22 protein-coding genes are annotated in these 23,262 nt (G+C 60.7%); 8 read left to right on the top strand and 14 right to left on the bottom strand.

Annotation, left to right across the window (positions count from 1 at the left end; translation table 11 throughout):
* Positions 1-219: 219 nt before the first annotated feature.
* From PIB16_RS19980 to PIB16_RS19970, 3 genes are all read left to right on the top strand, one after another.
* Positions 220-1,119 (top strand): substrate-binding domain-containing protein, encoded by a 900-nt coding sequence (locus tag PIB16_RS19980; RefSeq protein WP_235675766.1) that lies wholly within the window; start codon positions 220-222, stop codon positions 1,117-1,119.
* 138 nt (positions 1,120-1,257) lie between these two features.
* The gene (locus PIB16_RS19975; RefSeq protein WP_012475985.1) at positions 1,258-3,567 is read left to right on the top strand and encodes a methyl-accepting chemotaxis protein; all 2,310 of its coding nucleotides are present in this window, start codon (positions 1,258-1,260) and stop codon (positions 3,565-3,567) included.
* A gap of 282 nt (positions 3,568-3,849) precedes the next feature.
* Entirely contained in the window at positions 3,850-4,164 is a 315-nt protein-coding gene (locus PIB16_RS19970; protein WP_077768127.1) for a hypothetical protein, read from the top strand.
* A gap of 136 nt (positions 4,165-4,300) precedes the next feature.
* Here the strand turns inward: PIB16_RS19970 and PIB16_RS19965 are convergent, their stop codons facing one another.
* The 4 genes from PIB16_RS19965 to traC all read right to left on the bottom strand — a co-directional run bounded on the left by PIB16_RS19965 (position 4,301) and on the right by traC (position 7,415).
* Positions 4,301-4,696: a thermonuclease family protein gene (locus PIB16_RS19965; RefSeq protein WP_234888144.1), complete on the bottom strand. Its 396-nt coding sequence runs from the start codon at positions 4,694-4,696 to the stop codon at positions 4,301-4,303.
* A 200-nt stretch (positions 4,697-4,896) separates the two neighbouring features.
* Positions 4,897-6,900 carry a Ti-type conjugative transfer system protein TraG gene (traG, locus tag PIB16_RS19960; protein WP_012475987.1) on the bottom strand — a complete coding sequence of 668 codons (2,004 nt, stop codon included), beginning with the start codon at positions 6,898-6,900 and terminating at the stop codon, positions 4,897-4,899.
* Positions 6,887-7,102, bottom strand: a complete 216-nt coding sequence (gene traD, locus PIB16_RS19955; RefSeq protein ID WP_012475988.1) for a type IV conjugative transfer system coupling protein TraD — start codon at positions 7,100-7,102, stop codon at positions 6,887-6,889. The genes traG and traD overlap by 14 nt, the downstream gene beginning before the upstream one ends.
* A gap of 4 nt (positions 7,103-7,106) precedes the next feature.
* Positions 7,107-7,415, bottom strand: coding sequence for a conjugal transfer protein TraC (gene traC / locus PIB16_RS19950; RefSeq protein ID WP_012475989.1), 309 nt, complete (start codon positions 7,413-7,415; stop codon positions 7,107-7,109).
* A gap of 248 nt (positions 7,416-7,663) precedes the next feature.
* Here traC and traA point away from each other — a divergent pair, with 248 nt between their 5' ends.
* From traA to PIB16_RS19930, 4 genes are read left to right on the top strand one after another with little or no spacing between them, the layout of a single operon-like run.
* A complete protein-coding gene (gene traA / locus PIB16_RS19945; RefSeq protein ID WP_012475990.1) occupies positions 7,664-10,990 on the top strand; it encodes a Ti-type conjugative transfer relaxase TraA in 3,327 nt (1,108 codons plus the stop codon).
* Complete coding sequence (gene traF, locus PIB16_RS19940; RefSeq protein ID WP_012475991.1) at positions 10,987-11,553, top strand: conjugative transfer signal peptidase TraF; 567 nt, start codon at positions 10,987-10,989, stop codon at positions 11,551-11,553. Before traA ends, traF begins: the two co-directional genes overlap by 4 nt.
* Positions 11,543-12,706: a conjugal transfer protein TraB gene (locus PIB16_RS19935; protein ID WP_012475992.1), complete on the top strand. Its 1,164-nt coding sequence runs from the start codon at positions 11,543-11,545 to the stop codon at positions 12,704-12,706. Before traF ends, PIB16_RS19935 begins: the two co-directional genes overlap by 11 nt.
* A gap of 11 nt (positions 12,707-12,717) precedes the next feature.
* Positions 12,718-13,332 (top strand): TraH family protein, encoded by a 615-nt coding sequence (locus PIB16_RS19930; RefSeq protein WP_012475993.1) that lies wholly within the window; start codon positions 12,718-12,720, stop codon positions 13,330-13,332.
* A gap of 255 nt (positions 13,333-13,587) precedes the next feature.
* Here PIB16_RS19930 and PIB16_RS19925 read toward each other — a convergent pair whose 3' ends face one another.
* Positions 13,588-13,794, bottom strand: coding sequence for a helix-turn-helix domain-containing protein (locus tag PIB16_RS19925; RefSeq protein ID WP_077768126.1), 207 nt, complete (start codon positions 13,792-13,794; stop codon positions 13,588-13,590).
* Between the two features lie 217 nt (positions 13,795-14,011).
* Here PIB16_RS19925 and PIB16_RS19920 point away from each other — a divergent pair, with 217 nt between their 5' ends.
* On the top strand, positions 14,012-14,335 hold the full coding sequence (locus PIB16_RS19920) for a transcriptional repressor TraM (protein WP_012475995.1): 324 nt from the start codon (positions 14,012-14,014) through the stop codon (positions 14,333-14,335).
* 4 nt (positions 14,336-14,339) lie between these two features.
* On the opposite strand, the gene PIB16_RS19915 is transcribed toward PIB16_RS19920, so the two are convergent.
* From PIB16_RS19915 to PIB16_RS19875, 9 genes are all read right to left on the bottom strand, one after another.
* Positions 14,340-15,044, bottom strand: a complete 705-nt coding sequence (locus PIB16_RS19915) for an autoinducer binding domain-containing protein (protein WP_077768125.1) — start codon at positions 15,042-15,044, stop codon at positions 14,340-14,342.
* A 345-nt stretch (positions 15,045-15,389) separates the two neighbouring features.
* Positions 15,390-16,682 (bottom strand): IncP-type conjugal transfer protein TrbI, encoded by a 1,293-nt coding sequence (gene trbI / locus PIB16_RS19910; RefSeq protein WP_012475997.1) that lies wholly within the window; start codon positions 16,680-16,682, stop codon positions 15,390-15,392.
* A gap of 11 nt (positions 16,683-16,693) precedes the next feature.
* Positions 16,694-17,134, bottom strand: coding sequence for a conjugal transfer protein TrbH (gene trbH, locus PIB16_RS19905; protein ID WP_012475998.1), 441 nt, complete (start codon positions 17,132-17,134; stop codon positions 16,694-16,696).
* 3 nt (positions 17,135-17,137) lie between these two features.
* Positions 17,138-17,950 carry a P-type conjugative transfer protein TrbG gene (gene trbG, locus PIB16_RS19900; RefSeq protein WP_012475999.1) on the bottom strand — a complete coding sequence of 271 codons (813 nt, stop codon included), beginning with the start codon at positions 17,948-17,950 and terminating at the stop codon, positions 17,138-17,140.
* Positions 17,951-17,966: 16 nt separating this feature from the next.
* A complete protein-coding gene (locus tag PIB16_RS19895) occupies positions 17,967-18,629 on the bottom strand; it encodes a conjugal transfer protein TrbF (protein ID WP_012476000.1) in 663 nt (220 codons plus the stop codon).
* Positions 18,630-18,649: 20 nt separating this feature from the next.
* Complete coding sequence (gene trbL, locus PIB16_RS19890) at positions 18,650-19,831, bottom strand: P-type conjugative transfer protein TrbL (RefSeq protein ID WP_012476001.1); 1,182 nt, start codon at positions 19,829-19,831, stop codon at positions 18,650-18,652.
* Positions 19,825-19,962, bottom strand: a complete 138-nt coding sequence (gene trbK / locus PIB16_RS19885; protein ID WP_404944684.1) for an entry exclusion protein TrbK — start codon at positions 19,960-19,962, stop codon at positions 19,825-19,827. The genes trbL and trbK overlap by 7 nt, the downstream gene beginning before the upstream one ends.
* Before the next feature lie 59 nt (positions 19,963-20,021).
* A complete protein-coding gene (gene trbJ / locus PIB16_RS19880; protein WP_077768124.1) occupies positions 20,022-20,825 on the bottom strand; it encodes a P-type conjugative transfer protein TrbJ in 804 nt (267 codons plus the stop codon).
* Positions 20,797-23,253, bottom strand: coding sequence for a conjugal transfer protein TrbE (locus PIB16_RS19875; RefSeq protein ID WP_012476004.1), 2,457 nt, complete (start codon positions 23,251-23,253; stop codon positions 20,797-20,799). Before PIB16_RS19875 ends, trbJ begins: the two co-directional genes overlap by 29 nt.
* Positions 23,254-23,262 lie beyond the last annotated feature (9 nt).

Raw genomic sequence — 23,262 nt, 5'->3', positions numbered from 1 at the left:
TGACGATCGTCGCCATCGTGGCCATACGTGAGGGGACAGACCGTGCTTGGGTTCGCAAAACAAAAACAATATGCTCTCCTCTTGGGAGCAGCACTCCTCCTTGGCCACAGCGCAAGAGCGCAAGACATAGACTTGATGAACGGGGTGGTAGCCCGCCCTGGTGACAAGGACACAATACCCGCAGAAAAATTCAAGAAGGCGAGCCCCTGGAAAATCGGGATGAGCCACTTTGGCGTCAACGCCAACACATGGGCTGCCCAAATGGCCGCTGAATCGCAAGCCGCTGCCAAGAGTGATCCGCGCATTTCTCAGTTCGTGCTGCTCGACGCCAATCTCAGCCAGGCCAAGCAGATCGCCGATATCGATGAGCTGATCGCCCAGAAGGTCGATGCCATCATCGTGACACCGGTCTCTCCGACCTCCGCAGATGCTGGTATCGAAAAAGCGGTCAATGCCGGCATTCCCGTCATCGTCCATACGGGCCTTACCAAAACCGACAAATTCACCGTCGATATTCAAGGCGGCGGCGAGAACTTCGGAAAGGTCTCGGGAGAGTTCCTGGTCAAGGAACTCGGAGGCAAGGGCAATATCTGGGTCCTGCGCGGACTGCCGACTCATCCCGAAGACATCAACCGCTACAAGGGCCTGCTCGAAGCCATCAAGGGCACCGATATCAAGATCGTGGCCGAAGATGCCGGTCTCTGGTCGTATGATTACGGCCACAAGGTTTGCGAGACCTTCTATCTCGAAAACCCGAAGGTCGACGGCATCTGGTCATCGGGCGCCGACATGAGCCGCGCCTGCATGGATGTCTTCCAGCAATATGGCGCGAAGGTTCCGCCGATCACCGGTGAGGTGAACAACGGATTTCTCCAGAAATGGATCGACAGCGGGGTTGATGCCATCGCCACCGAATACGGGCCGGAACAAGGGGCCGCAGCTGTTCGCGCTGCCGTCGCGCTGCTCGATGGCAAAGCCATTCACAAACGCTATGTCTATGAGCCCGACGGCTGGGACATCCAGAAGGCAAAGGCGAATTACCGCGCTGACCTGTCGGAGAAGTTCTGGATGCCAAGCAGCCTGACCGACACCGATCTTAAGGCCCTGTACGGCAAGTAAGACAAATGCCTGCCCCGCGTTACCGCGGCTCGATGAACGTCAGAAGTCGATGTCATCACGAAACTATTCGAACCACCCCAGCGAGCGTGGCGTGATCAAAGCGCCCACTGTCGCCCCGAATCCAAGGAGCCGTCTTCGATGACACCAGCAACAGCGAAATCCAACGACCGACGTAATTTCGGGATCGCCGGACGCTTGACGGCGGCATTTGTCGGCATTGCTGCCCTCGCCGCCATCGCCGGCGCCTCCTCGTCCTGGTATTCGATGAAAAGTTCCGGCATCGTCAAGGAACTCGGCGATCGAACCCTCCCAACCGTCACCGAATCCCTCGCCTTCGCGCAAGAAAGCGCCATCCTTCTCGCAGAGGCGCCCAATCTCGTCTATGAGCCGGATCTCGCTTCGCTCGACGCAAGTTCGAAGCGCCTGGAAGCCATCCTCGCCGGTCAAAGCGGTCGACTGACGGCTTTGCGCGACCTTGGCGTGGCGCCGGAACTGCTCGATTCGGTCGAGAAGACGAGCCAAAGCCTCGAACCAAAGCTCAATCAGCTGACAGCCATATCTTCCGACCGGATCAAGGCGAAATTCCGCATGCAGGAGGGCGTGGCTCGCGCTCTGTCCCGTTACAAGTCCCTGGCGTCAATGCTCCGCAACGCGCAGGTCGGAGCGGTGGACAGCAGTATCGAGCGATCGCGTGCCCTGACCGATCTCCAGATGGCGGCCGCCGAGATATCGACACTGATATCGGCGATACCGGATGCGTCAGACACCGAACTGGCCGCAGTCAAGGATCAATATGATGCGACTGGCAAGGAGATTGACAGCATCCTCGCGCGGCTGAAAGCTTCAGGCGGTAGTGCTGCGATGCAACAGCTTGTCACGGCTCTCCAGAATGAGGGTGGAGGTCCTGAAGGCCTGTTTGCGCTTCGATCCGCCCAGGCCAAGGTCAACGGTCAGATCGCAGATATGCTGAATGATCTGACGGTGACCTCCATCATCCTTGGCGTCGACGTCAAATTGATCGCGGCGAAGGAAAAGCAGGCCGCCCGAAATGCTGCGGAATTGTCTCGGGGGATGACCCAGCAGACTGTCGCCGTCAATGCGGCAACGAGCTTTCTGGTGATTGCAGCCGCGCTTGCCGCCCTGTTCTACGTCCGGCGTTTCGTGACGCGGCGGCTGATCAGGCTTGCGACGGTCATGGGCCGTATCGCCTCCGGTGATCATTCCACTCAGGTTCCCATGTCCGGTCGCGACGAGATAACGGACATGGCCGGCGCTGTCGAAGTGTTCCGCGCCAATGCGGTCGCCAATATTCGCCTCGAGCAGGAAGCGGAAGAACAGCGAAACCTGACGGAAGACGATCGTCGCCGTAAGGCTGAAAGCGATCGCCTCCGGGCAGAAGCCATGGCCCAAGCCACCCAAGGTCTCGGCAAAGGGCTCAAGCACCTTTCTGCGGGTGATTTGACGTTCCGTCTCTCCGAGCCCTTCGCGGATGAATTCGAGACGCTGCGCGCCGATTTCAATGGCGCGGCCGGCCAGCTTGCCGAGACGCTGCGCTCCGTCGCCGACGCGGCCAACGCCATCGATAGCGGCAGCCGCGAGGTTAGCATCAGCGCCGATGATCTCTCCAAGCGCACCGAGCAGCAGGCCGCGTCGCTGGAAGAAACGGCGGCGGCGCTCGACCAGATCACCGTGAATGTCGCCAATTCTTCCAAGCGGGCCGACGAAGCCCGCAGGATCGCCGCCCAGGCCAATACCAGTGCCTCCCAATCCGGCCAAGTGGTGGCGAGTGCTGTCGACGCCATGGAGAAGATCGAGCAATCGTCGAAGCAGGTCTCCAACATCATCGGCGTCATCGACGAAATCGCGTTCCAGACCAATCTACTTGCGCTCAATGCCGGCGTCGAAGCGGCCCGTGCCGGCGAGGCCGGCAAAGGCTTCGCGGTTGTTGCACAGGAAGTGCGTGAACTCGCGCAACGCTCCGCCAAGGCCGCCAGAGAGATCAAGGAGCTGATCCGCAACTCCTCCGTCGAGGTGGAGAATGGCGTGAAGCTCGTCAGCGAGACCGGGACTGCCCTGAAAACCATCGAGGGCTACATCGTCACCGTCAACCAGCATATGGACTCGATCGCGACATCGGCCCGGGAACAATCGGTCGGTCTCGCGGAGGTGAATACCGCCGTCAACCAGATGGATCAGGTCACGCAGCAGAATGCGGCCATGGTCGAGGAGAGCAATGCGGCGAGCGCGACCCTTGCCGGTGAAGCAGGACGGCTTCGCGACCTGATCAGCCAGTTCCAGTTTGGCGAAGCCATGCGCCGGCCGGCGTCCCTCACCGAGGCGAGCCCATCCAGCCGGCCGGTCGCATCGCCCGCGCGCCGGATCGTCGGCGCCGTCGCCAAGGCCTTTTCCGGCAACGCCGCCGTCAAGCAGACCTGGGAAGAGTTCTGAGCGGAGCTGAAGGTGCACTGACTGAAGGTCTTTTGGCCATCAGAGCTGGCAAGCGGTCGCGTCCTTTTCAGGACGCGGTCCTATCTCTCTCTGACGTCCTATCTTGCACCCGCCGTTCCGGCGTCAATGACATCGCGGCCCCTCCAATTTTCCCCGCACCGCAAGCGGCACAGAGAAAGTCGGTTCCTCCGCTCGCCGCACGGCGGCCGCGTTCAGCGGTCCCTGACCCCTCACGGACTTCGGTGCGGACACTTTTCGCCAGAAAACGAAAAGGAGACCCTGATGACACAGCATCACATCACACAGCCGGTTAGCGAAGAGCGGAAACTTGCGGATCAGCAGCCGACCGGGCTTGAACATCTGCGCAGCAGTTTCGATGCTGAAGTGCACCTTCCCGCCGATATCTCGCGCGAGTTTCTGTCTGCGGCGCTGCTTTGGGCCATCGACAACAAGGTCGATTTCGGTTTGTTCCACGAGCCCGGAAAGATCATCATCGCGCACTTCGGTGGTGATGAGATCTACCTCCCCTCCCGGTGGTCCGACAAACGATGGCACATCGGCCTTGAGGACAAGGAGCCTTTCGACCCGGGCGATTGAAGCCCAGACCAGAGGCGGCTTACCGCCTCTGGTCTTTGCCTTTCGCTTGAGCCGTTCCTGCCGGATCGACCAGCCGAGCCGGCTATGATCCCAAGCCCCATCTCTCTCTCCTGACAGCGGACGATGATGATGGTTGTCATTTCCCCTGGCACCAGCCATGTCGCGCGCCATCCCATGGCCGGGCAAGGCCTTCCTTGATCAAAACATCGCCCAGAGAATTGCCCGCACGCGATACGGTTCGAAGTTTACGTCCATACTTGTCCTCGTCGCGGAAGCCGGCCGACAGCGAAAACTTTCCGGCGTTGAGCAGCGTTAGTAGTCGCGACTTTGCCGCTTCACCTTTGATCCGTTCAGCTTCGCAGCGGGGCGGGCTGAGTTCGGGCGTATCGATGTCGGCGATGCGGATTTTCTTGCCCTCGAACCAGAAGGTGTCGCCGTCGACGACGCAGTTCGTGCGATGGCTGTCGCCGCAGATCACGAACGACGCCGATTGGCTGTCTTGCGCAGGCGCTTTGACGAAAGCCGCAGCGATGTCGAGATGGCCATTGCGATCAAGATAGAGCCAGCCCGCGGCGCCGATCACCACGGCCCAGACAATCGCGGTCGGAAAGCCTCGGCCGCGATCGTGACCATGACGACGCGGCGTCGATCGCGAGTCATTAATGCCGGGACGGTCGTTGGCGACCTTCCGATTTTTCCTGAACGGGATGACGTTCTTTTGCGCCAAGCTTTTCATTCCTCTTCGGCGGCAGAGGTTACAGCCGGTTTGGTTTCATAGGCGTTTACCGCAGACGCCGAATTCGAACCTTCCTTCTCCCTTCCGCCCATCGAATGAAACCGGTTCTCGCCGACGCAGGCTCTCATATCGTTGCGCCGGAACCAGATGGCGCGCCCGCATCTGAGCGGTGCATTGCCGGCCGTGAACACGATCTGCTCGTCGGCCCGCATGCGCAGAACCTCATGCGGCTGGATAAGCGGTCTGGCGGCAAGCTGCTTCGAGCGTGTTCGCGATGATCCCCTTGCCTGGGAACTGCGGCTGACCTGGTCGATCTCGACCGTGGTCATGCCGCAACGTTTCGAGATGTAGTCGGCGGTCTCGGGATCGTTAATTGCGGCGAACGAGATCCAGCTGGCACTCTCGAACCACTTGCTTGCCGCGTCGCGGCCGCCATAGGTTTCGCGCATCTGGCCGATCGACTGATAGATCATCGTCAGCGTGATTCCGTATTTGCGGCCGGCGTCGCGCGCAGTCTCGAGGATCCGCATGTAACCGAGGCGGGCGACCTCATCGAGAAGAAACAGCGCGCGCCCTTCAAGCTTTCCGTCGCGATTATAGATCGCGTTGAGAAGCGAGCCGATGACGACACGCGCAAGACCGGAATGAGTCTCCAACGTCTTGAGGTCGATGTTGATGAAGACGTCGGTATTTCCCGCGGCGATGTCGCTGGTCGAGAATTTCCGTCCGGACACCAGGGCGGCATAATTCGGATAGGAAAGCCAATGCGTTTCCTTGACCGCATTGGCATAGACGCCGGAGAAGGTTTCCGGCGTCATATTGACGAAGGCAGCGACGTTCTCCTTCACGAAATCCGAACCCGAATTGTCGTAGATGTCCTGCAGGCGCTTGCGCAAGGTCGGTTCCGGCTCCGACAGGTTCATGCGCACCCGGCGAAGCGTCTGGTCCTTCTCGTCCATGTGACCGGACAGGCAGACATCGGCGATGAGCGCGGTGAGCAACTGCAGGGCTGACGCGCGAAAGAAGTCGTCACGGACACCGCGCGCGCCGCCGCTGTCGCTCATGATCCACGATGCGACAGAGGCAATATCCTCTTCCTTCGTTCCGCCGAAACGGCCGACCCAGTCCAGCACGTTGAAGCCCATGTCCGACTTCCTCGGGTCGAGGACGAACACGTCCCTTCCCGCTCCGCCGCGATGCGCGGAGACCATCGGGGCGACCTCGTTCGACGGATCGAGCACGATCAGCGTGCCGCCCCATTTGAGTGCCGTCGGGATGGTCACCGACGTCGTCTTGAAACCACCGGACCCCGCAAAGACGATCCCGTGCGACGAGCCGAATGAGCCATCGAAGCACAGCAACGGCGACTTGCCGCCGGCGCCCCAGGTCTCCGCGCTATCGGCTCGAAATGCCAATGCCGCGACGCTGTCCTTGTCGACCCGATAGCGCTCGCCGATGACGATGCCGCCGGAATCGGAAAACAGCTTCGCCGCCTCTGGCGGCTTCATCCAGTCGGCTTCGCCATGCAGTGCCCTCTTGCCCTGAATGCGCTTTGGCTCGGCCCTTGCGAATGCCGCATTGCCGATGAACGCAACGCGGAGTGCGAAGCAGGCACACATGAACGCTGCGCCTACTCCAATCGACGTTGCCGGATCGAGATAGGCGAAGACCGTCTTGCCGGTTGGCAGCGTCTTCGTGAAAGCGGCAAGGCGTATGGTTTCGCGGGTAGCCGCGATCAGGATCGTTCCACTGCATCCCGCAACGACGCCCCAGCCTGCCTGCTTGATGCTGATCGCGCCGGCACTTGCGAACAAGAACACGATACCGATCGCCGCGCTGGCGACATAGGGCAGCGCGATGCCCGCACGCCCCCATGCCAAGCGTGCGGCCTCGGTCTTCCCGAAGCCGGAAATCCACTGCTCGATCCCCGTCATCCCGATGACGACCAGGATCATCAGCGCCGCCGGCCCGACGACGAGCGCAATCCTATTGATCGTCATTGCCAAAGGCCTCCGCGCCGATTGCCGTGAGCCTGGATCGCTCGCCCTCATCACCCTTGATTCGGCGGGCGACATCGATCAGCGCGCCCAGCAACAGCGCGCGCTTCTCGTAACGCAGCCCGGCCTTGACGATCAGGCCGCCGAGCTCGATCTTTTCCCGCGTTTCCTTCTTGCGGGCGTCGGATGTCATCGTCCTCGCCATACGCTCAAGCCTCGCCAGTGCTGCCCGCGCCCGCACCAGAGGAGTCCGCCGGCGTCGACGTTGCGCCGCTGCTATCGCCGGCACCCTTTTTCCCTCCGTTCGTAGCGCCCTTCCCTCCCCCTTGGCCTCCGCGAAACCGCGTCGCCACTTCCTCGAAAGCGGCCTGCAGCTCCCCTTCCTCAATCTCGATCTCGCCAAGGCCGGCCTTGAGCGCGATCCGGCCGATCCGCTCGGCTTCTCTTGTCTCGGCGACCTTGAGCTGCTCCTGCAACTTGGCGATTTCGTCGCGGATTTTCGAGGCAGGTTTTTTCATGTCCGATCGTCTCCATGGCTGAGAAAGCTTGTCTTTCGAAGCCAGTCTTTCCGAACGGAGTGCGGAACGCACTACTGTGAATCCTACAATCGCCAAGGGCGATTCTTTGGTGAATGATCCCGGCCGTTCCGAAGGAGCGGCTTCCAAGGGCGCAATTATACGTCGCTCACGCGACGCCCTTGCTTGGTCCGGCCTCCCGCTCCCGACGAACCCGTTGATTTCGTTTGCAACCGGGAAAGAACTCCGCCGTGGCCGTCCCCCATTTCTCCGTCAGCGTCGTCGCCCGCGGCTCCGGCCGCAGCGCTGTCCTGTCGGCGGCCTACCGGCACTGCGCGAAAATGGAATACGAGCGGGAAGCGCGAACGATCGATTACACCCGCAAGCTGGGGCTGTTGCACGAAGAGTTTGTGATTCCGGCAGACTCGCCCGAATGGGTGCGCAGCATGATTGCAGATCGCTCAGTCGCGGGAGCATCCGAAGCCTTCTGGAACAAGGTGGAGGCATTCGAGAAGCGATCCGATGCGCAGCTCGCCAAGGATGTCACCATTGCCCTGCCGCTCGAGCTGACATCCGAGCAGAATATCGCTCTCATGCGCGACTTTGTGGAGAGGCACATCACGGCGAAGGGGATGGTCGCCGACTGGGTCTATCACGACGCCCCCGGCAATCCGCATGTCCACCTGATGACGACATTGCGGCCGCTCACCGAAGATGGGTTCGGTTCGAAGAAGGTCGCTGTGCTCGGTCGGGACGGCAAACCGATCCGCAATGATGCAGGCAAGATCGTCTATGACCTGTGGGCCGGTAGCACTGAGGACTTCAACGCTTTCCGCGACGGCTGGTTTGCCTGCCAGAACAAACATCTGGCGCTCGCCGGCCTCGATATTCGCATCGATGGCCGCTCCTTCGAAAAGCAGGGTATCGACCTCGAGCCGACCATTCACCTCGGCGTCGGCGCCAAAGCCATCGAGCGCAAGGCCGAGCAATCCGACGGGAAGCAGGAGACCGCGCCTCCCAAACTCGAACGCATCGAGCTTCAGGAAGCTCGTCGTAGCGAGAATGCACGCCGCATCCAGCGCCGCCCCGAGATCGTGCTTGAGCTGATCACGCGGGAGAAGAGCGTCTTCGACGAACGTGATGTTGCGAAGGTGTTGTATCGCTATATCGACGATGCCCGTCTCTTCCAAAGCCTGATGGTGAGGATTCTGCAGAGCCCGGAAGCGCTCAGGCTCGAGCGCGAGCGAATGAATCTTGCGACCGGGGTCCGAGAGCTGGCGAAATACACGACCCGGGAGATGATCCGGCTTGAAGCCGAGATGGCCAACCGCGCTATCTGGCTTTCCGCTCGCGCCTCCCATGGTGTCCGTGAGGCGGTGCTGCAGGCGACCTTTGCACGCCATTCTCGTCTATCGGATGAGCAGCGGACGGCGATCGAACATGTCGCCGGCGGAGAGAGGATCGCCGCCGTGATTGGTCGTGCCGGCGCCGGCAAGACGACGATGATGAAGGCTGCCCGTGAGGCGTGGGAAGCAGCCGGCTATCGTGTGGTCGGCATAGCACTGGCCGGCAAAGCAGCCGAGGGATTGGAGAAGGAAGCGGGCATCCCATCGCGCACGCTGTCGTCGTGGGAGCTTCGCTGGAACCAGGGTCGCAACCAGCTCGACAACAAGACTGTCATCGTACTCGACGAGGCCGGCATGGTGTCGTCACGGCAGATGGCGCTGTTGGTCGAGACGGTGACCAAGGCCGGCGCCAAACTTGTCCTCGTCGGCGATCCCGAACAACTCCAGCCGATCGAAGCGGGTGCCGCCTTTCGCGCCATTGCCGCTCGCATCGGCTATGCCGAACTCGAAACGATCTACCGTCAGCGCCAGCAATGGATGCGCGATGCCTCGCTCGATCTCGCTCGTGGCAATATCCGCAAGGCTGTCGACGCCTATACCGCTCATGGTCGAATGATTGGCTTGAGACTGAAGGACGAGGCGGTCGAGAGCCTGATCGCAGCGTGGGACCGCGACTACGACCCCTCGAAGACCAGCCTGATCCTCGCGCACCTTCGCCGTGATGTGCGAATGCTCAACGATATGGCGCGCGCCAAGTTGGTCGAACGCGGTGTCGTCGCAGAAGGATTTGCATTCAAGACGGAGGACGGACACCGCAAATTTGCGCCGGGAGATCAGATCGTGTTCCTCAAGAACGAGGGCAGCCTCGGCGTTAAGAACGGCATGCTCGCAAAGGTGCTCAAAGCCGCTCCTGGCCGGGTCGTCGCCGAGGTTGGTGAAGGAGAGCACCGCCGTCAGGTTACTATCGAGCAGCGCTTCTACAACAATCTCGATCACGGTTATGCCACGACGATCCACAAGAGCCAGGGGGCGACCGTCGACCGGGTGAAGGTGCTTGCGTCACTGTCGCTCGACCGGCATCTGACCTACGTCGCGATGACCCGCCATCGTGAAGATCTCGCCGTCTACTACGGCAGTCGCTCCTTCGCGAAATCCGGCGGCCTCATCCCGATCCTATCGCGCCGAAACGCCAAGGAGACGACCCTCGATTACGAGCAGGCGTCGTTCTATCGCCAGGCGCTGCGCTTCGCGGAAGCCCGGGGCCTGCACCTCATGAATGTCGCCCGGGCGGTCGCGCGCGATCGCCTGGAATGGACCATTCGGCAGAAACAGAAGCTGGTCGGCCTCGGCGCCCGTCTTGCCGCAATTGCAACGAAACTCGGTTTCGTCGGCAACTTCAAAAACTCCCCAATCCAGAACCCGATCAAGGAGGCCAAGCCCATGGTGTCAGGCATCACCACCTTCCCTAAATCGTTCGAGCAGGCTGTCGAGGACAAGCTCGCCGCCGACCCCGGCCTCAAGAAACAATGGGAGGACGTCTCGACCCGCTTCCACCTCGTCTACGCGCAGCCGGAGGCTGCCTTCAAGGCAATCAATGTCGACGCGATGGTCAAGGACCAATCGGTCGCGAAGTCCACTCTCGCGAAGGTCGCCGACGCCCCCGAAAGTTTCGGTACGCTAAAGGGCAAGCCCGGTCTTCTTGCCAGCCGTGCCGAGAAGCAGGACCGGGAAAAAGCCATCGCCAATGTCCCGGCACTTGGCCGCAATCTTGAACGCTATCTTCGTGAGCGGGCCGAGGCCGAATTGAAGCATGAGACGGAGGAGCGCGCGGTCCGGCTCAAGGTTTCGGTCGACATCCCTGCGCTCTCGCCAGCGGCCAAGCAGATGCTCGAACGCGTCCGCGATGCCATCGATCGCAACGATCTCCCTGCCGGCCTTGAATATGCGTTGGCCGACAAAATGGTGAAAGCTGAACTCGAAGGTTTCGCGAAGGCTGTGTCCGAGCGTTTCGGAGAACGGACCTTCCTGCCTCTCGCCGCGAAAGACACCAACGGCAAGGCCTTCGAGACCGTTACAGCGGGCATGACGGCTGGCCAGAAGGCTGAGGTCCAGTCTGCGTGGAATTCCATGCGGACGGTCCAGCAGCTTGCCGCTCATGAACGAACGACGGAGGCGCTTAAGCAGGCTGAGACACTGCGCCAGACGAAGAGCCAAGGGCTCTCCCTGAAATGACGGCGGCAGCTAGAGCGCGCCAGGCGATAACCGCGCAACAACGACGAGCGGCCGTGATCCTCTCGGCCACGACGTTGGCCGCTATCGTGCTGGTGGCGACTGCCCTCGCCGGCGGTTATCGCATCAATCTGACCCCGAGCGAGCCACTCGGCCTGTGGCGTATCGTTCCGCTCGGTCGCCCCGTTGCTGTCAGTGACCTAGTGTTCGTTTGCCCACCGGCAACCGCGGAAATGCGGGAGGCGCGAGCGCGCGACTATCTCCGTTCCGGTTCCTGCCCGGGTGGCGTCGCCCCGTTGATCAAGACGGTGATCGCCGTCGCAGGCCAGCATGTCGAAATCGGCGCCAGCGTGATTGTCGATGGGCGGGTGGTTGCCTCTTCCAGCCTCGCGCCACGAGACGGAAAGGGGCGGCCGCTGGCGCCGTTTCCGAGTGGCATCGTTCCGCCAGGACATCTCTTCCTGCATTCGGCGTTCCCGGGCTCCTTCGACTCCCGGTACTTCGGTCCGGTGCCCGCTTCAGGCATTCTCGGCCTAGCGCAGGAGATCCTCACCTATGCGCCGTGAGTTTCTTCGGGCGACGCAGCTGATAGTCGCTTCGATCGCGATCGGCGTGGTGGGCTGGAGCGGCCACGCGTTGCTTCTGCCCGTCGCCCTGGCGTTTCCCGTTCTTTGGTCGATGGCGCAAACGAGGGCGGTCGCGGCCCTTGTCTCGGCCAGCTATTTTCTGGCCGCATCTCGTGGCCTGCCGCAAGGCGTCGCTGCCTTCTATTCGTCTGATATCTGGCCGGGGCTGCTCCTCTGGCTGTGCGCGTCCTCGAGCTTCGTCGCCGTGCATACGGTCCTGTGGACCGGGATCGCCGGCATTCGTCCGTTCCGCTATCTCCTTGCGGCCGTCATCATGGCCGTCCCGCCGTTCGGCATCACGGGCTGGGCGCATCCTGTCACGGCCGCTGGAGTTTTGTTTCCGGGATGGGGATGGTGGGGACTGGGCTGGATGACAGCTGGCCTTGCGGGCCTCGTAACCCGCATATGGCCAGCTGTCGCCATCGCCTTGACCGGCTTTTGGCTATGGTCCGCCGCAATCTGGACCGACCCGAGACTACCGGAAGCCTGGCGCGGCGTCGATCTGGAAATGGGCGCTTCGCTTGGCCGCGACACCGGTCTTCGACGCCAGCATGACCTGATCGCAACGGTGCGCGACGCTGCCGGCGATGGCACCCGCTTTGTGGTGTTGCCAGAAAGTGCGCTCGGCTTCTGGACGCCGACCGTGGAGCGTCTATGGACGGGCGCACTTGCCGATGGCGATGCCACCGTCATCGCCGGCGCCGTGGTAGTCGACGCAGACGGCTACGACAATGTCCTCGTCTCGATCGACGGCAAGGGTCGCCGCATCCTTTATCGCGAACGCATGCCGGTTCCCGGCTCGATGTGGCAGCCATGGCGATCCTGGTTTGGGGAGAGCGGCGGCGCCCGGGCGGATTTCTTCGCGAACCCAATCGTCACTATCGGTGCCGGCCGGGCCGCACCACTGATCTGCTACGAGCAACTGATCGTTTGGCCGGTCCTGCAGTCGATGCTGCACGATCCGGACGCCATCCTCGCCGTCGGAAACGGCTGGTGGACCGAAGGCACGTCGATCATTGCCATACAGCGCGCCGCGACTACCGCCTGGGTAAAACTCTTCGCAAAGCCGCTCGTCATTGCCTTTAACACCTGAAAGGAGACACTATGCTGGACGCCGCCCTGATCAAAGAATGCGCCGACCCTTCCCTAAAACCCGCGATCGTCGAACGGTTCGTGGTATCAGCAGGCTCGGCTGATCCCCTCGCCGTCACCGTCAAATCCGGTGGCCGTTTGATCCTCGTGCCAAAAGCTGCGTCGGCTGACGAGGCGATGGTGATCGTGCGGCAATATGCTGGTCAGGCGGTGGTCCGCGTCGGTCTCACGCAGTTTCCCGCCGGCGTTGGCGTCAAGGAAGCGAGTGATCTCAAACCGGACCTCGTCGATGCCTGCCAGAACCTCCGCAAAGGCACGGCGATGTTCGCCAAGGTGCTCCGGATCGTCGCGAAATGGTATGGCAACCCGACGAGCAAAGATGTCTTCCCGCAGATCTTCGAGGATGCGGTCTACGCATGGAAGACCGGCGAGTTCGAGGGCGTCAGTGTGTTTCAGGCGGAGGATCCGGGAACGGCAGTTGAAGTGCCGCAGCAAAGCGAGGAGAAGATCCCCGACGAGGAAGAGAGCGCCGAACCGAAACCAGGAGAGCAAGAGCCTGAGACGGTGCAGGATGTTGGCCGAGCGGGGATGCGGATCGACCTCTCACACATTGGAGGCCAAAAATAGATTGACTTCGTTTCGCCGGGGGCAGCGAGGCGAGTATTGAGGTTCAAAGCAGAAAATTAGTGTAACTCAAATGCATGATATTAGTGTTTGTCGGAACGCCCCGCACGAACGTGGTGTTCGAGTTGATCAAAGCACCAGCACAGCCATCCACGAAAGAACGGCCGCGCGGAAATACGATTAGAGCAGATTCATGCCCGGCTGCGTCATAACGGGGCCTCAAGGGCAGCAACTAGCAGTCAGCACGCGCGCGTCTACTCATCTCGTCACAAGCACGGCAGGTTCGACGCCCAGTGCCTCTGCGATTTGGCCAAGGACGGTGACGGTCGCCGACATCTCGGCACGCTCGATTGCTCCGACATGGCGGACACTGAGGCCCGTACGGTGGGCCACTTCCTCCTGCGTCAATTGTTTGCCATGACGGATTCGACGCATATTGATCGCCATGACCTCCTTGAGATCCATGACGCGAGCGGAACCTGAATCGGAACTATTATTCCAGGAACTATAGTTCCGATTCGTCACGGCGCGTGATATTGCTCGTCCAGGCCGTCACAAGTTACCTTGGGATATAGGGTATATGAACTTCTGAAAGACAGGCCGTGCAGTTATGGCCTATGCGGTATAATGCTCACCAGGATTTGGCTTTCGAGCGGCAAATGAAGAAATTAAGGGGAAGCGGATGAAGGACGTGAACTTATCCGAGACAAAACACGAAACCAAACCGATGGGATCCTGTTTACGTTCAATGGAAAAATCAGAACTAGAGGCGCTTGCTATATCTGCAATCCGAGAGCACCGCCGGCTTATAGTCGCCGACGAAGCTGTTTATGAGGAATGGACCCGCGCGTCCGCCGACCCCTCGGTTTCGAGCGCCGTGCTCGAAAGCTTGCAGCAAGAGTATGCCGCGCGGCAAAGGAAATCCGAAGCCCAGCAGGAAGAGCTTTCGGAGATCATCGATGTGCTCGGCTACATCCCCGAGGTTCCGCTCGATGGCGATGAATGACCCCTCAAACCAAGCCGTGATCTTTAGCGATCGCGACTAGATGTGGAACGGTCGCCGCGTCAAGTTTCTCGCGCGCTTTATCGAGGTAGTGCTGCACCGTCCTCGCGTTGATCCCCGTCAACATTGCGGTTTCCGGGGCACTTTTGCCCTTTGCTGCCCACATGAGGCACATCGCTTCCCTTGGCGAGAGTAGCCGCTTCGGAGCGATTATCGTCGTCGAAGCGATAATCTTCAGGCGGTAATGGATTGCAAGGACCGTCCGGACGGCTTTCTGGGCGTCCAGCAGTTTGGCTTTCTCGACTTTCTTCTCCGACGAGGCAAAGGTCAGCATCATCGTCGACCCGAAACTCCCTTCGACCGGAATCGTCAGCCCACTGCGAATGCCGTGCTCGATCGCCTGGTCGCGAAACCGTCTCAGCTCCGAGGTGCCACGAGCCGGCCAATCATCGGCCGTCCAGTAGAACATCTCCATGCGACGCTTGGCTTCCGTGATGACGGGGTCGATGCGCGAATATTGGCCGCCAAGATAGATATCCTGCCATTCCTCCGGATAGGAGTTGAATGTGCGGATTTCCAGGCCCTCGGTCTGAAGATACGCAAAACGTTCGAAGCCATGGGAGTTTGCGAAGCTTTTCAGGGCGCCCTTGATCATGCGTTCATCGTGCGCAGCTTCCGTCATATCGATTAAAGAGCGAAGGTCTCCGTCCACGGACTTGTCTCCTCTTGCGCAGCTGCGAGCCTCCCACCCGTCGCGCCTACCACGCGCCGCGAGTTACCTGGTGCCACCGTTCGGCCAGCCGGAGCCATACGGAACATCGGACCGTGGCTGCGAATTCCGTGTCCCCATTCGTTTCCGATGAAAACGCAGTTGCCTTCTGCCGAAGCATATCCACGGCCGTTGCAACTGGTTTTCTACTCACCTCTACCGAGTATTCAAGGCCTCTTCATCTAAAATATGACAATTTGAGAGAAGATTTTGGCGAGCGCTGATTTCTGAGCGCGGATGGATCGCTCCACCCGACGAAACGACGGGCGGAGCAGCGTTCGAGATGGGTTAGCGCCCGCTATAAATGGATGGAAAGATGATATCCTGGTCCGCGAGAACGTTGAACTTATAGCCAGGACGGATGCGAATCGTCGGCTGAACGTTGAGGTTCTTCGAGATTGTCTGTTCTGTGACGCGACCGAAGCTTTCGGCAAAATTCCGCCGTGCTGCATCCGATGCCGTGTCCTGGGTGGCCAATGTTGAACTCTCCGGCATCGACATGTCGATCCCCGTCCCGATGATTGCCACCAGAGCTGCGGAACCGAACGTCCTCCAGAGATGGCGGTCAACCTTGTCCTGGAAGCCGCCATACCCCTCGGCGTCCGTGCCGGCCATGCCGCCGATCTGCAGGGTGGATCCATTGGGAAAAATAAGGTCAGTCCAGACGACGAGAACACGCTCCTGGCCGAATGAGACCTTGGAATCATAGCGACCGAACAGCTTTGCGCCCTGCGGGATAAGGAGGCGATAGCCGCTCGCGCTGTCGTAGACATTCTGGCTGACCTGCGCGGTAATCCGCCCTGGCAGGTCGGAATTGAGGCCGGTGATCAAGGTGGCGGGAATGACCGAGCCGCGCTTCAGTTCGTAGGGTGACATCTGCGGCACGACCTGGTTTGGCAGGTAGCCGAGATCCTTGATGTCCTGATTGAAAAAATCCTCCTTCGACGGCTGTCCGTTCTGATCGACGTTTTGGCCCATCAGGCCGGATTTCATGGCGGCGGCATAAAGGTCCGACGCACTGTTGACGGCTGCATTTGTCGGCTGGCGGCCGCTGTCATTGGTGGAGGTTGCCTTCTCGAAGTCTCCGATGTCTACCTTCAGCGGCGAATCGAGCGCCGTAGCGCGAGCCTGGAGGCGAGCCATCCGCTGGCGCTGCGCTTCCCGGATATACTGCTCGTCCTGCTCCCGCTTCAGGCGAGCCTTCCACTCCTCCTCGGATTCGAGCGAGCGTCTCTCCTGTCGGTCATTCGGCCGGCGTTCAACGGCGGTCTCCTGTTTCTCGACCTTCTGCTCGACGACAGGGGTCGGTTGAAACACTTCCTGCTTCTCCGGCTCGCCGATGATGCCGTCGGTGACACCCCGTTTGAGCTGGTCGCCGAAGCTGGTCGCCGGGGTGTTGGAAGCCCCCTCGATGTCGCCTCGATGGAAGGACAGCCCCCGCAGCGACAGGCCGATCACGACGACGCCAACGAAGAGCGCGACGACGATGATGGCGATGATGATCGGCAGGCGGTTGAGCCGGCGCATGCCATTCTGATCGTCGGACTGGGCTGGCGCGCCAAGTTGGAGCGACTGGACCATATTGCTCTCCGTCAGTTGCGCTGCATGATCGAAAGTGGACTGGTCGGCGTGGCGCCGGCCGCCGTCGGCGTATAGGCGCGGCCAAGAGCGATGGAAGGCGTCGAAACGCGCGCAAAAACCTGCCCGTCGAAGCCCTCGACGGCAAAAGCAAGCTCGACCGGCTTGATGTCTTTGGCGACCTTGCCGTCCGTGACGACCGTATAACCCCAGCCCTTCAGGGCCGCCTCGAGGGCGGTCGCGAATTCCGACTGGTCCTTTTCCATTTTGATGGTCGTCGCAGCGCTGGCCGGACCGATTTGTTCGGCGAGACGACTTGCCATGTCACCGGCGATCGCGCTTGCGGCCGGTCCGGTGACGGCAACCGGGGTTGCATTGGTGGTCATCGCGTCGTCGGCCGTTTGGCAACCGGAGAGTAGTTTGGCCGCGATGAAGAGTGCGAGGAGCTTGCGCATGGTTCAGCCTCCCCGCCGGATGGTGATCTTCTGCTGCCGCCACCCGACCCCTGATACGAGGATCGCCTTGTCGATCGCATAGTCGACGGTCATCATGTTGTTCTTCATCCGGTAGTTGACGATGCGGTTCTGACCGCCGGAGACGACGAAGAGCACCGGCGCATCCTGACCTGAGATCGACTTCGGGAATTGGATGTAGGTCTTGACCCCGTCCGAATAGACCCGCTTCGGTTTCCACGAAGCCCCGCCGCTGATCGAATAGGAGAAGTTCAGCTTATCCGGCGCCGTGCCCGGAATGCCGCCGGTTTCGAGACGGGCATTGATGTCGGCGAGCTTGGTGGAGGTGTCCTCGGGGTACTCGAAACCAACGCGCGCCATGTACTGGCTGGGATGGGACTTGAGCTGGATATGATAGGTTCGCCGTGAGGTGGTGACGACCATCGAGGTGAGAAGACCTGGCTCCGACGGTTTGACAATCAGATGGATGGCCTGCCCGCCTGTCGCCCCCGAGGTGGCCGGCTCCACTTTCCACCGCACCGTATCGCCGACGAGCACGTCGCGAACGATCTCACCGCCCTGAAGCTCGATGTCGCAGACCTGCAGCGGCGAGCAGACGACGGACGGCTGGGTCTCGCCGAACAGAAAAATCACTTTGCCGTCCGGTCCCGTTGTGACCAGGCCCGGTGTGCCGCGCCATTTGCGGGAGATATTCGTACCCTTGACCTCGTTGCTCGTCATGCTTTGCGCCTGCGCGCCCACCACAAAGGCGAGTCCGGCCATGCAGCCGGCGGCTGCGATCAATCCTGTCTTTTGCATTGAGAAATCCCTGCCCTTAAAGCTGTGCCGTCCAGTCGAAATCCCGGACATAGAGGCCGATCGGATTGAGGCGGATCGTCGCCTCATCCTGTGGCGCGGTGAGCGCCACCGTTGCGATGCCGCGGAAGCGGCGTGTGCCGGTTTCCTTGCCCTTGCGGTCTCGCTCGTATTCCGTCCAGTCGATCTGATAGGTCTGGTTCGAGAGCGCCACGATGTTGTTGACCTCGATGGCGACGGTCGAGGACTTCGCTTTCTCGAAAGGTGAATTGCCTCGGAACCAGGCGTTGACCTTCTCCGTCGACGGATCGGAGGTGCGAAGAAGAGCGTATGTGCGGTCGATATATTGCTTCTGCACCACGGCATCCGGCGTGATCGAGCGAAAGCTTGTCACGAAGTTGCCGAGTGTGGCGCGAACCACGCGGACATCGGCATATTCGATCTGCTCCGGGAAGCCTGCCGTGACTGCCGTCCCCAGCTTGTCGACCTCAACGATATAAGGCACGAGCTTGACCTGGGTACTGAGATACATCGCGTAGCTGAAGCCGATGACGGCCATCGTCAGGCCGAGAATGCCGACGATCCGCCATGCGGAAGCAGCCTTCACATATGTGCCGTAGCGCTCGTTCCATTCCTGGCGGGCGGCAAGATACGGATTATCAGGGGCGCGGTTCGCTGCCATTTATTCTTCCCTTGTCTCGATTATGGTTTGTCGTTGCGTTCGGGAGGAGGCGTCGGGCCGCTGTGACCGCTGCGCTGTTCATCGAGCTTGGCGTTGGCTAGTCCGAGGATGGACCCCGCATAAGCACCGGGAGATCCGATTGCCTTTTCCTTCGCGGCCGAGCCTGCGGCTTGTGCCCCGGAACTGAAGCTTGCGCCTATCCCCCGCAGGGCAGCACCAGCGACGGATGAACCGCCAGCTCGTGCGGCTTGGGCCGCCGCAAAACCCGCGCCGGCAGCGCCGGCGGCCAAGAATCCAGCGCCCGCGGCGAAGGACGCCGCTTGCCCGCCGTGGCGGATTGTCTCCATACCGCCGGTGACGGAGGCTCCCTGGACGACACCCTGGATGATGTTCGGCACGTACATGGCGATGATGAAGACCACGACGGAAATACCGGCGATCGCCAGGGTGGTGACAAACTGGTCGGAGGATGCGGTCGGGGCATTGGCCAGACCCAAGAGGACCTGTGACCCAATCTTTGCGATCATCACCAGCGCCATCAGTTTCATGCCAACGCCGAAGGCGTAGACAAGATAGCGAACAGCAAAGTCTTTGGTGAAGGAGGAACCGCCCAGGCCAAGCATGATCATGCCGGCGAGCAGGCCGACATACATCTCAACCATCACCGAAACAAAAATCGCGGCAACCAGCGAAAAGCAGATGACGACGACACCCATTGCCAGCACCGCGGCAATCGCCAGCGCATTGTCCTCGAATACGCCGAACTGCGCCTGTTGCGACATTTGCGAGGCGACGCGAATGCCGGCATCGAACACTTCAGCGGGCGAGGCTGAACCGCCGCCGGCACCAATTTGGAAAAGACTGTCAACCACCGCCCGGGCAAAGGTCGGACCTTGGGTCAGAACGAATGCGAAGAACCCGACGAACATGATCCGGCGCACCAGCTCCGCAAACCAGCTATCCAGCGAGGCTGACTGGATCGCCAGCCAGACGGCGGCAATGCCGATCTCGATCGTTGCGAGGATCCAGAACAGCGATTTCGCCGCATCCATGATGGTGGTCTCCCAGCCCTTCGCGGCAGAGGAGACCTGGTTTTCCAGTTCCGTGAGGACCTGCCCCTCCTGCGCAAATGCGGGAGCAGCATAGGCGAGGAAGAACAGACCAGTTATCAGGAGTGAACGTGTGACAGCGGGCTTCACCATCTCGGCCGTATCTCCTGACCATCCTTGATCGGCGGCAGCTCCTTATTCGAGCCGAAGAACTTCTCCCGGGCTGAGCGCTGCTCCTCGGTAAGCGCAGGTCTTCCGCCGTCGCTGGATTTTACGATCAGCACTGTGGCCGCGGCGGATGCAGCGGCGACAGCAAGCACCAAAGCAATTAGGACGGATCGGCTCACCAGCGTGGCTCCATTCTCTGACCTTCCGGAATGCTCTTGACCTCAGCGTTGAAGAACTTTTCCCGCCGGGCCTGCGCCAGGTCCTTGTCGGTCTGCTCCGTCTGTAGCCAGGTTCCCATCATCGTCATCTGTTGCGAGACGAGACCGCGAAGCTTCTGCATCTGGGCAACCTGCTGAGCGGCGATCTCGTGGCCGACCTGCAACGCTTTCATCTGCCCGTCCGCCGTTTCGGACATCGACCGCAGCGAGGACATCGTATCTTCCTCGCTATCGAACTGGTCGGCCGTTAGGCTCGCAGCCTTCAGCGAGCTGGCGATCGTGTCGCGGTTGGTCGTCGACCAGGACTGATAAGTCGAGGAGAACGTCGCGTTATCCGGCAGGTTGGTTTTGAGGTCGGCGTAGCTCTGAAAGCGCTGCTGAAGAACGTCGTCGGCGTTGCCCATGGAGAATGAGATACTCTGACCCTGGTCGACAATACTGCGGAGCTGATTGAGATCGCTTTCGACCTGCCCCCAGACATGGTCAGGCAGCTGCGCGGTGTTTTGCAGCATGTTTTGGTAGATCTTAAGCTGGTTCTGGATCTGCTCCGCAAGCTGGCTGATCTGCGTCAGCTGATTGTCGACCTGGAGGCCCGAGCTCTTGAGAAGGTCCACCAATTGCGCATTGTTGGCGAGCTGCGTCCACTCCGTCGCAGCACCGGTGGCGGTCCCCGCCCGTGCTGAAGGTACGGCTCCGATCGTCAGGGCCGCGGCCGCCAGGCAGGCTAACCATCTATTCGAACTTGAGTAGCGATGCGGCATCGTGAACTCCTCTCGTTTCAAGCCAGCGGATTGGCCACTCGCGGCCATGTCCGGATTTCAGTGCGCGGATGCGCTTGAGGTCGTCCTTGCCCGACGCGCCGACAAAGCTCAGCGCAACCGGCCCCAGCGACATGTCGAAGAGCCGCCGGCCTTCCGGCGTGGCGACGTAGTATTCGCGTTTGGGGACTGCGTTCGAGACGATCTCAATCTGGCGCTCGTTGAAACCGATACGCTCGTAAAATTCACGTGTTCCTGGCTCTCTGGCGGCGCCATTCGGAAGGCAAATCTTGGTTGGGCAAGACTCCTTCAGCACATCGATAATCCCGGACCGTTCGGCATCCGAGATCGATTGGGTCGCAAGGACAACGGCGCAGTTCGCCTTGCGCAAGACCTTGAGCCATTCCCTGATCTTGCTGCGGAAAACTGGGTGGCCAAGCATCAGCCACGCCTCATCGAGCACGATCAGGCTCGGCGATCCATCCAGACGCTTCTCAATCCGCCGGAACAAGTAGGTCAGCACCGGCACGAGATTGCGCTCGCCCATGTTCATCAGCTGCTCGATTTCGAAGGTCTGGAAGGCCCCGAGTGTCAGGCCGTCCTCCTCCGCATCGAGGAGCTGGCCCATCGGCCCGTCAACGGTGTAGTGATGCAGCGCATCCTTGATCTCGCGCAGCTGCACGCCGCTGACGAAATCCGAGAGTGAGCGACCGGATGCGCTCGCCATCAGTCCGACCTGCCGAGAAATGGCGTTACGATGATCGGGGGTGATTGTGACGCCCTGCAGACCGACCAGCATCTCGATCCACTCGGTCGCCCAGGCCCGGTTGGCATCACTTTCGAGATCAGAAAGCGGGCAGAAGGCCAAGGCCCTCCCCTCTTCCGCATTGTCGCCGCCGATCTCATAGTGATCACCACCGGCAGCGAGCGTCAGGGGAAGAAGTGAACTGCCTTTGTCAAAGGCGAAGATCTGCGCATTTTCGTACCGGCGAAACTGTGCGGCGATCAGAGCAAGCAGCGTCGACTTACCAGAACCTGTCGGACCGAAGATCAACGTGTGGCCGACATCATCGACATGCAGGTTCAGACGGAACGCTGTCGAGCCGGTCGCAACCTGCATCAAGGGAGGGGAATTCGGTGGGTAAAAGGGGCATGGCGCGATCGGGTTTCCGGCCCAGACCGAATTCAGCGGAATCAAGTCGGCGAGATTGCTGGTGTTGATCAGTGGCTCACGGATGTTGCAGTACCAGTTGCCCGGCAGGCTGCCGAGATAGGCATCGGTGGCGTTCAGCGTTTCGATCCGCGCCCCAAACCCTTCCGCCTGGATCAGCCGCCGGATCGCTTCGGCCTTCTCCTGCAGGGCTTCGCGATCGTTGTCGAATAGCACGACGACCGGTGTGTAATATCCATAGGCAACCAGCTGCGATGAGGCCTGCGCGATGGCGTCCTCGGTCTCGGCGACCATGGTCATCGCGTCTTGGTCGACGGATCGACTTTGTGTCTGAAATATCTGGTCGAAGAACGGCCGGACCTTCTGCTGCCATTTCCTGCGTGTGCGTTCGAGCTTCTGTCGGGCCTCCTCGGCATCAAGGAAGATGAAACGTGATGACCACCGATAGGTGAGCGGCATCAGGTCAAGACTATTCAGAATGCCCGGCCAGCTTTCAGCCGGCAGACCGTCGATCGCGACGACGCCGAGAAAGCGATTTTCGACCTTCGGCGTCAGTCCGTGTTCAAGCTCCGCCGTGGCGATCCAGTCGAGATACATCGGAACATCGGGAAGCCTGATTGGATGGTTCTCGCCGGTAATGCAGAAGCGGGCGAACTGAAGCAGTTCGTCATATCGGGCAATTCGCTCCCCTCCCCTTCCGACCGTTTCTCGGGTTTCCATTCGCCGGATCGAAAGTGTGTTGGCAAAATACTGCTCAAGCTCTCGCACCGCGTTCTTGAACACGAAGAGCACCGTGTCCGCGTAGGATTTCTTCCGGCTCTCCTCGTCCGAATAGATGTACTTGCTGAGAGCTGTTTTCTTGGACTCGAGCGGCCGGTAAGTCAGGATCAGCGCATGCTTGCTCTCGAAATGCCCCTGCTCGCGCGCGAAATGCGCCCGGCGCTCCCCGTCGATTGCGCGGGTTACCGGATCGGGGAAATGGCAACGGTCTTCTGTGGGATAGTCGACCGTCGGAATGCGAATGGCGTCGACCTGGATCATCCAGCCGCTTCCAAGCCGCGACAGAACGGCGTTGATCTGCCTCGACAGGTCGTTGCGTTCGAGGTCAGTCGCACTTTCGGAATCTGGTCCCGCGAAATACCAGCCGGCCATCAGGCTTCCGTCCTTCAAGAGGAGGACACCATTGTCGACCAGGCCGGCATAGGGAACGAGATCAGCAAAGGAAGGGCCGGTCGCCCGGAAGCGTTTGAGAGCTACCATGGCCGCCTC

Source organism: Agrobacterium sp. ST15.13.015 (assembly GCF_027871645.1).
Classification (GTDB): Bacteria; Pseudomonadota; Alphaproteobacteria; order Rhizobiales; family Rhizobiaceae; genus Agrobacterium; species Agrobacterium leguminum.
This window is presented reverse-complemented; position numbering and strand designations above follow the sequence as displayed.

What these genes read in the sequence shown, in the direction of transcription:
- PIB16_RS19980 (WP_235675766.1), top strand. Translation starts at nt 220, where the DNA reads ATGAGCCACTTTGGCGTCAACGCCAACACATGGGCTGCCCAAATGGCC.
- PIB16_RS19975 (WP_012475985.1), top strand. Translation starts at nt 1,258, where the DNA reads ATGACACCAGCAACAGCGAAATCCAACGACCGACGTAATTTCGGGATC.
- PIB16_RS19970 (WP_077768127.1), top strand. Translation starts at nt 3,850, where the DNA reads ATGACACAGCATCACATCACACAGCCGGTTAGCGAAGAGCGGAAACTT.
- traG (WP_012475987.1), bottom strand. Translation starts at nt 6,900, where the DNA reads ATGACGATCAATAGGATTGCGCTCGTCGTCGGGCCGGCGGCGCTGATG.
- traD (WP_012475988.1), bottom strand. Translation starts at nt 7,102, where the DNA reads ATGGCGAGGACGATGACATCCGACGCCCGCAAGAAGGAAACGCGGGAA.
- traC (WP_012475989.1), bottom strand. Translation starts at nt 7,415, where the DNA reads ATGAAAAAACCTGCCTCGAAAATCCGCGACGAAATCGCCAAGTTGCAG.
- traF (WP_012475991.1), top strand. Translation starts at nt 10,987, where the DNA reads ATGACGGCGGCAGCTAGAGCGCGCCAGGCGATAACCGCGCAACAACGA.
- PIB16_RS19935 (WP_012475992.1), top strand. Translation starts at nt 11,543, where the DNA reads ATGCGCCGTGAGTTTCTTCGGGCGACGCAGCTGATAGTCGCTTCGATC.
- PIB16_RS19930 (WP_012475993.1), top strand. Translation starts at nt 12,718, where the DNA reads ATGCTGGACGCCGCCCTGATCAAAGAATGCGCCGACCCTTCCCTAAAA.
- PIB16_RS19925 (WP_077768126.1), bottom strand. Translation starts at nt 13,794, where the DNA reads ATGGATCTCAAGGAGGTCATGGCGATCAATATGCGTCGAATCCGTCAT.
- PIB16_RS19920 (WP_012475995.1), top strand. Translation starts at nt 14,012, where the DNA reads ATGAAGGACGTGAACTTATCCGAGACAAAACACGAAACCAAACCGATG.
- trbI (WP_012475997.1), bottom strand. Translation starts at nt 16,682, where the DNA reads ATGGTCCAGTCGCTCCAACTTGGCGCGCCAGCCCAGTCCGACGATCAG.
- trbH (WP_012475998.1), bottom strand. Translation starts at nt 17,134, where the DNA reads ATGCGCAAGCTCCTCGCACTCTTCATCGCGGCCAAACTACTCTCCGGT.
- trbG (WP_012475999.1), bottom strand. Translation starts at nt 17,950, where the DNA reads ATGCAAAAGACAGGATTGATCGCAGCCGCCGGCTGCATGGCCGGACTC.
- PIB16_RS19895 (WP_012476000.1), bottom strand. Translation starts at nt 18,629, where the DNA reads ATGGCAGCGAACCGCGCCCCTGATAATCCGTATCTTGCCGCCCGCCAG.
- trbL (WP_012476001.1), bottom strand. Translation starts at nt 19,831, where the DNA reads ATGGTGAAGCCCGCTGTCACACGTTCACTCCTGATAACTGGTCTGTTC.
- trbJ (WP_077768124.1), bottom strand. Translation starts at nt 20,825, where the DNA reads ATGCCGCATCGCTACTCAAGTTCGAATAGATGGTTAGCCTGCCTGGCG.
- PIB16_RS19875 (WP_012476004.1), bottom strand. Translation starts at nt 23,253, where the DNA reads ATGGTAGCTCTCAAACGCTTCCGGGCGACCGGCCCTTCCTTTGCTGAT.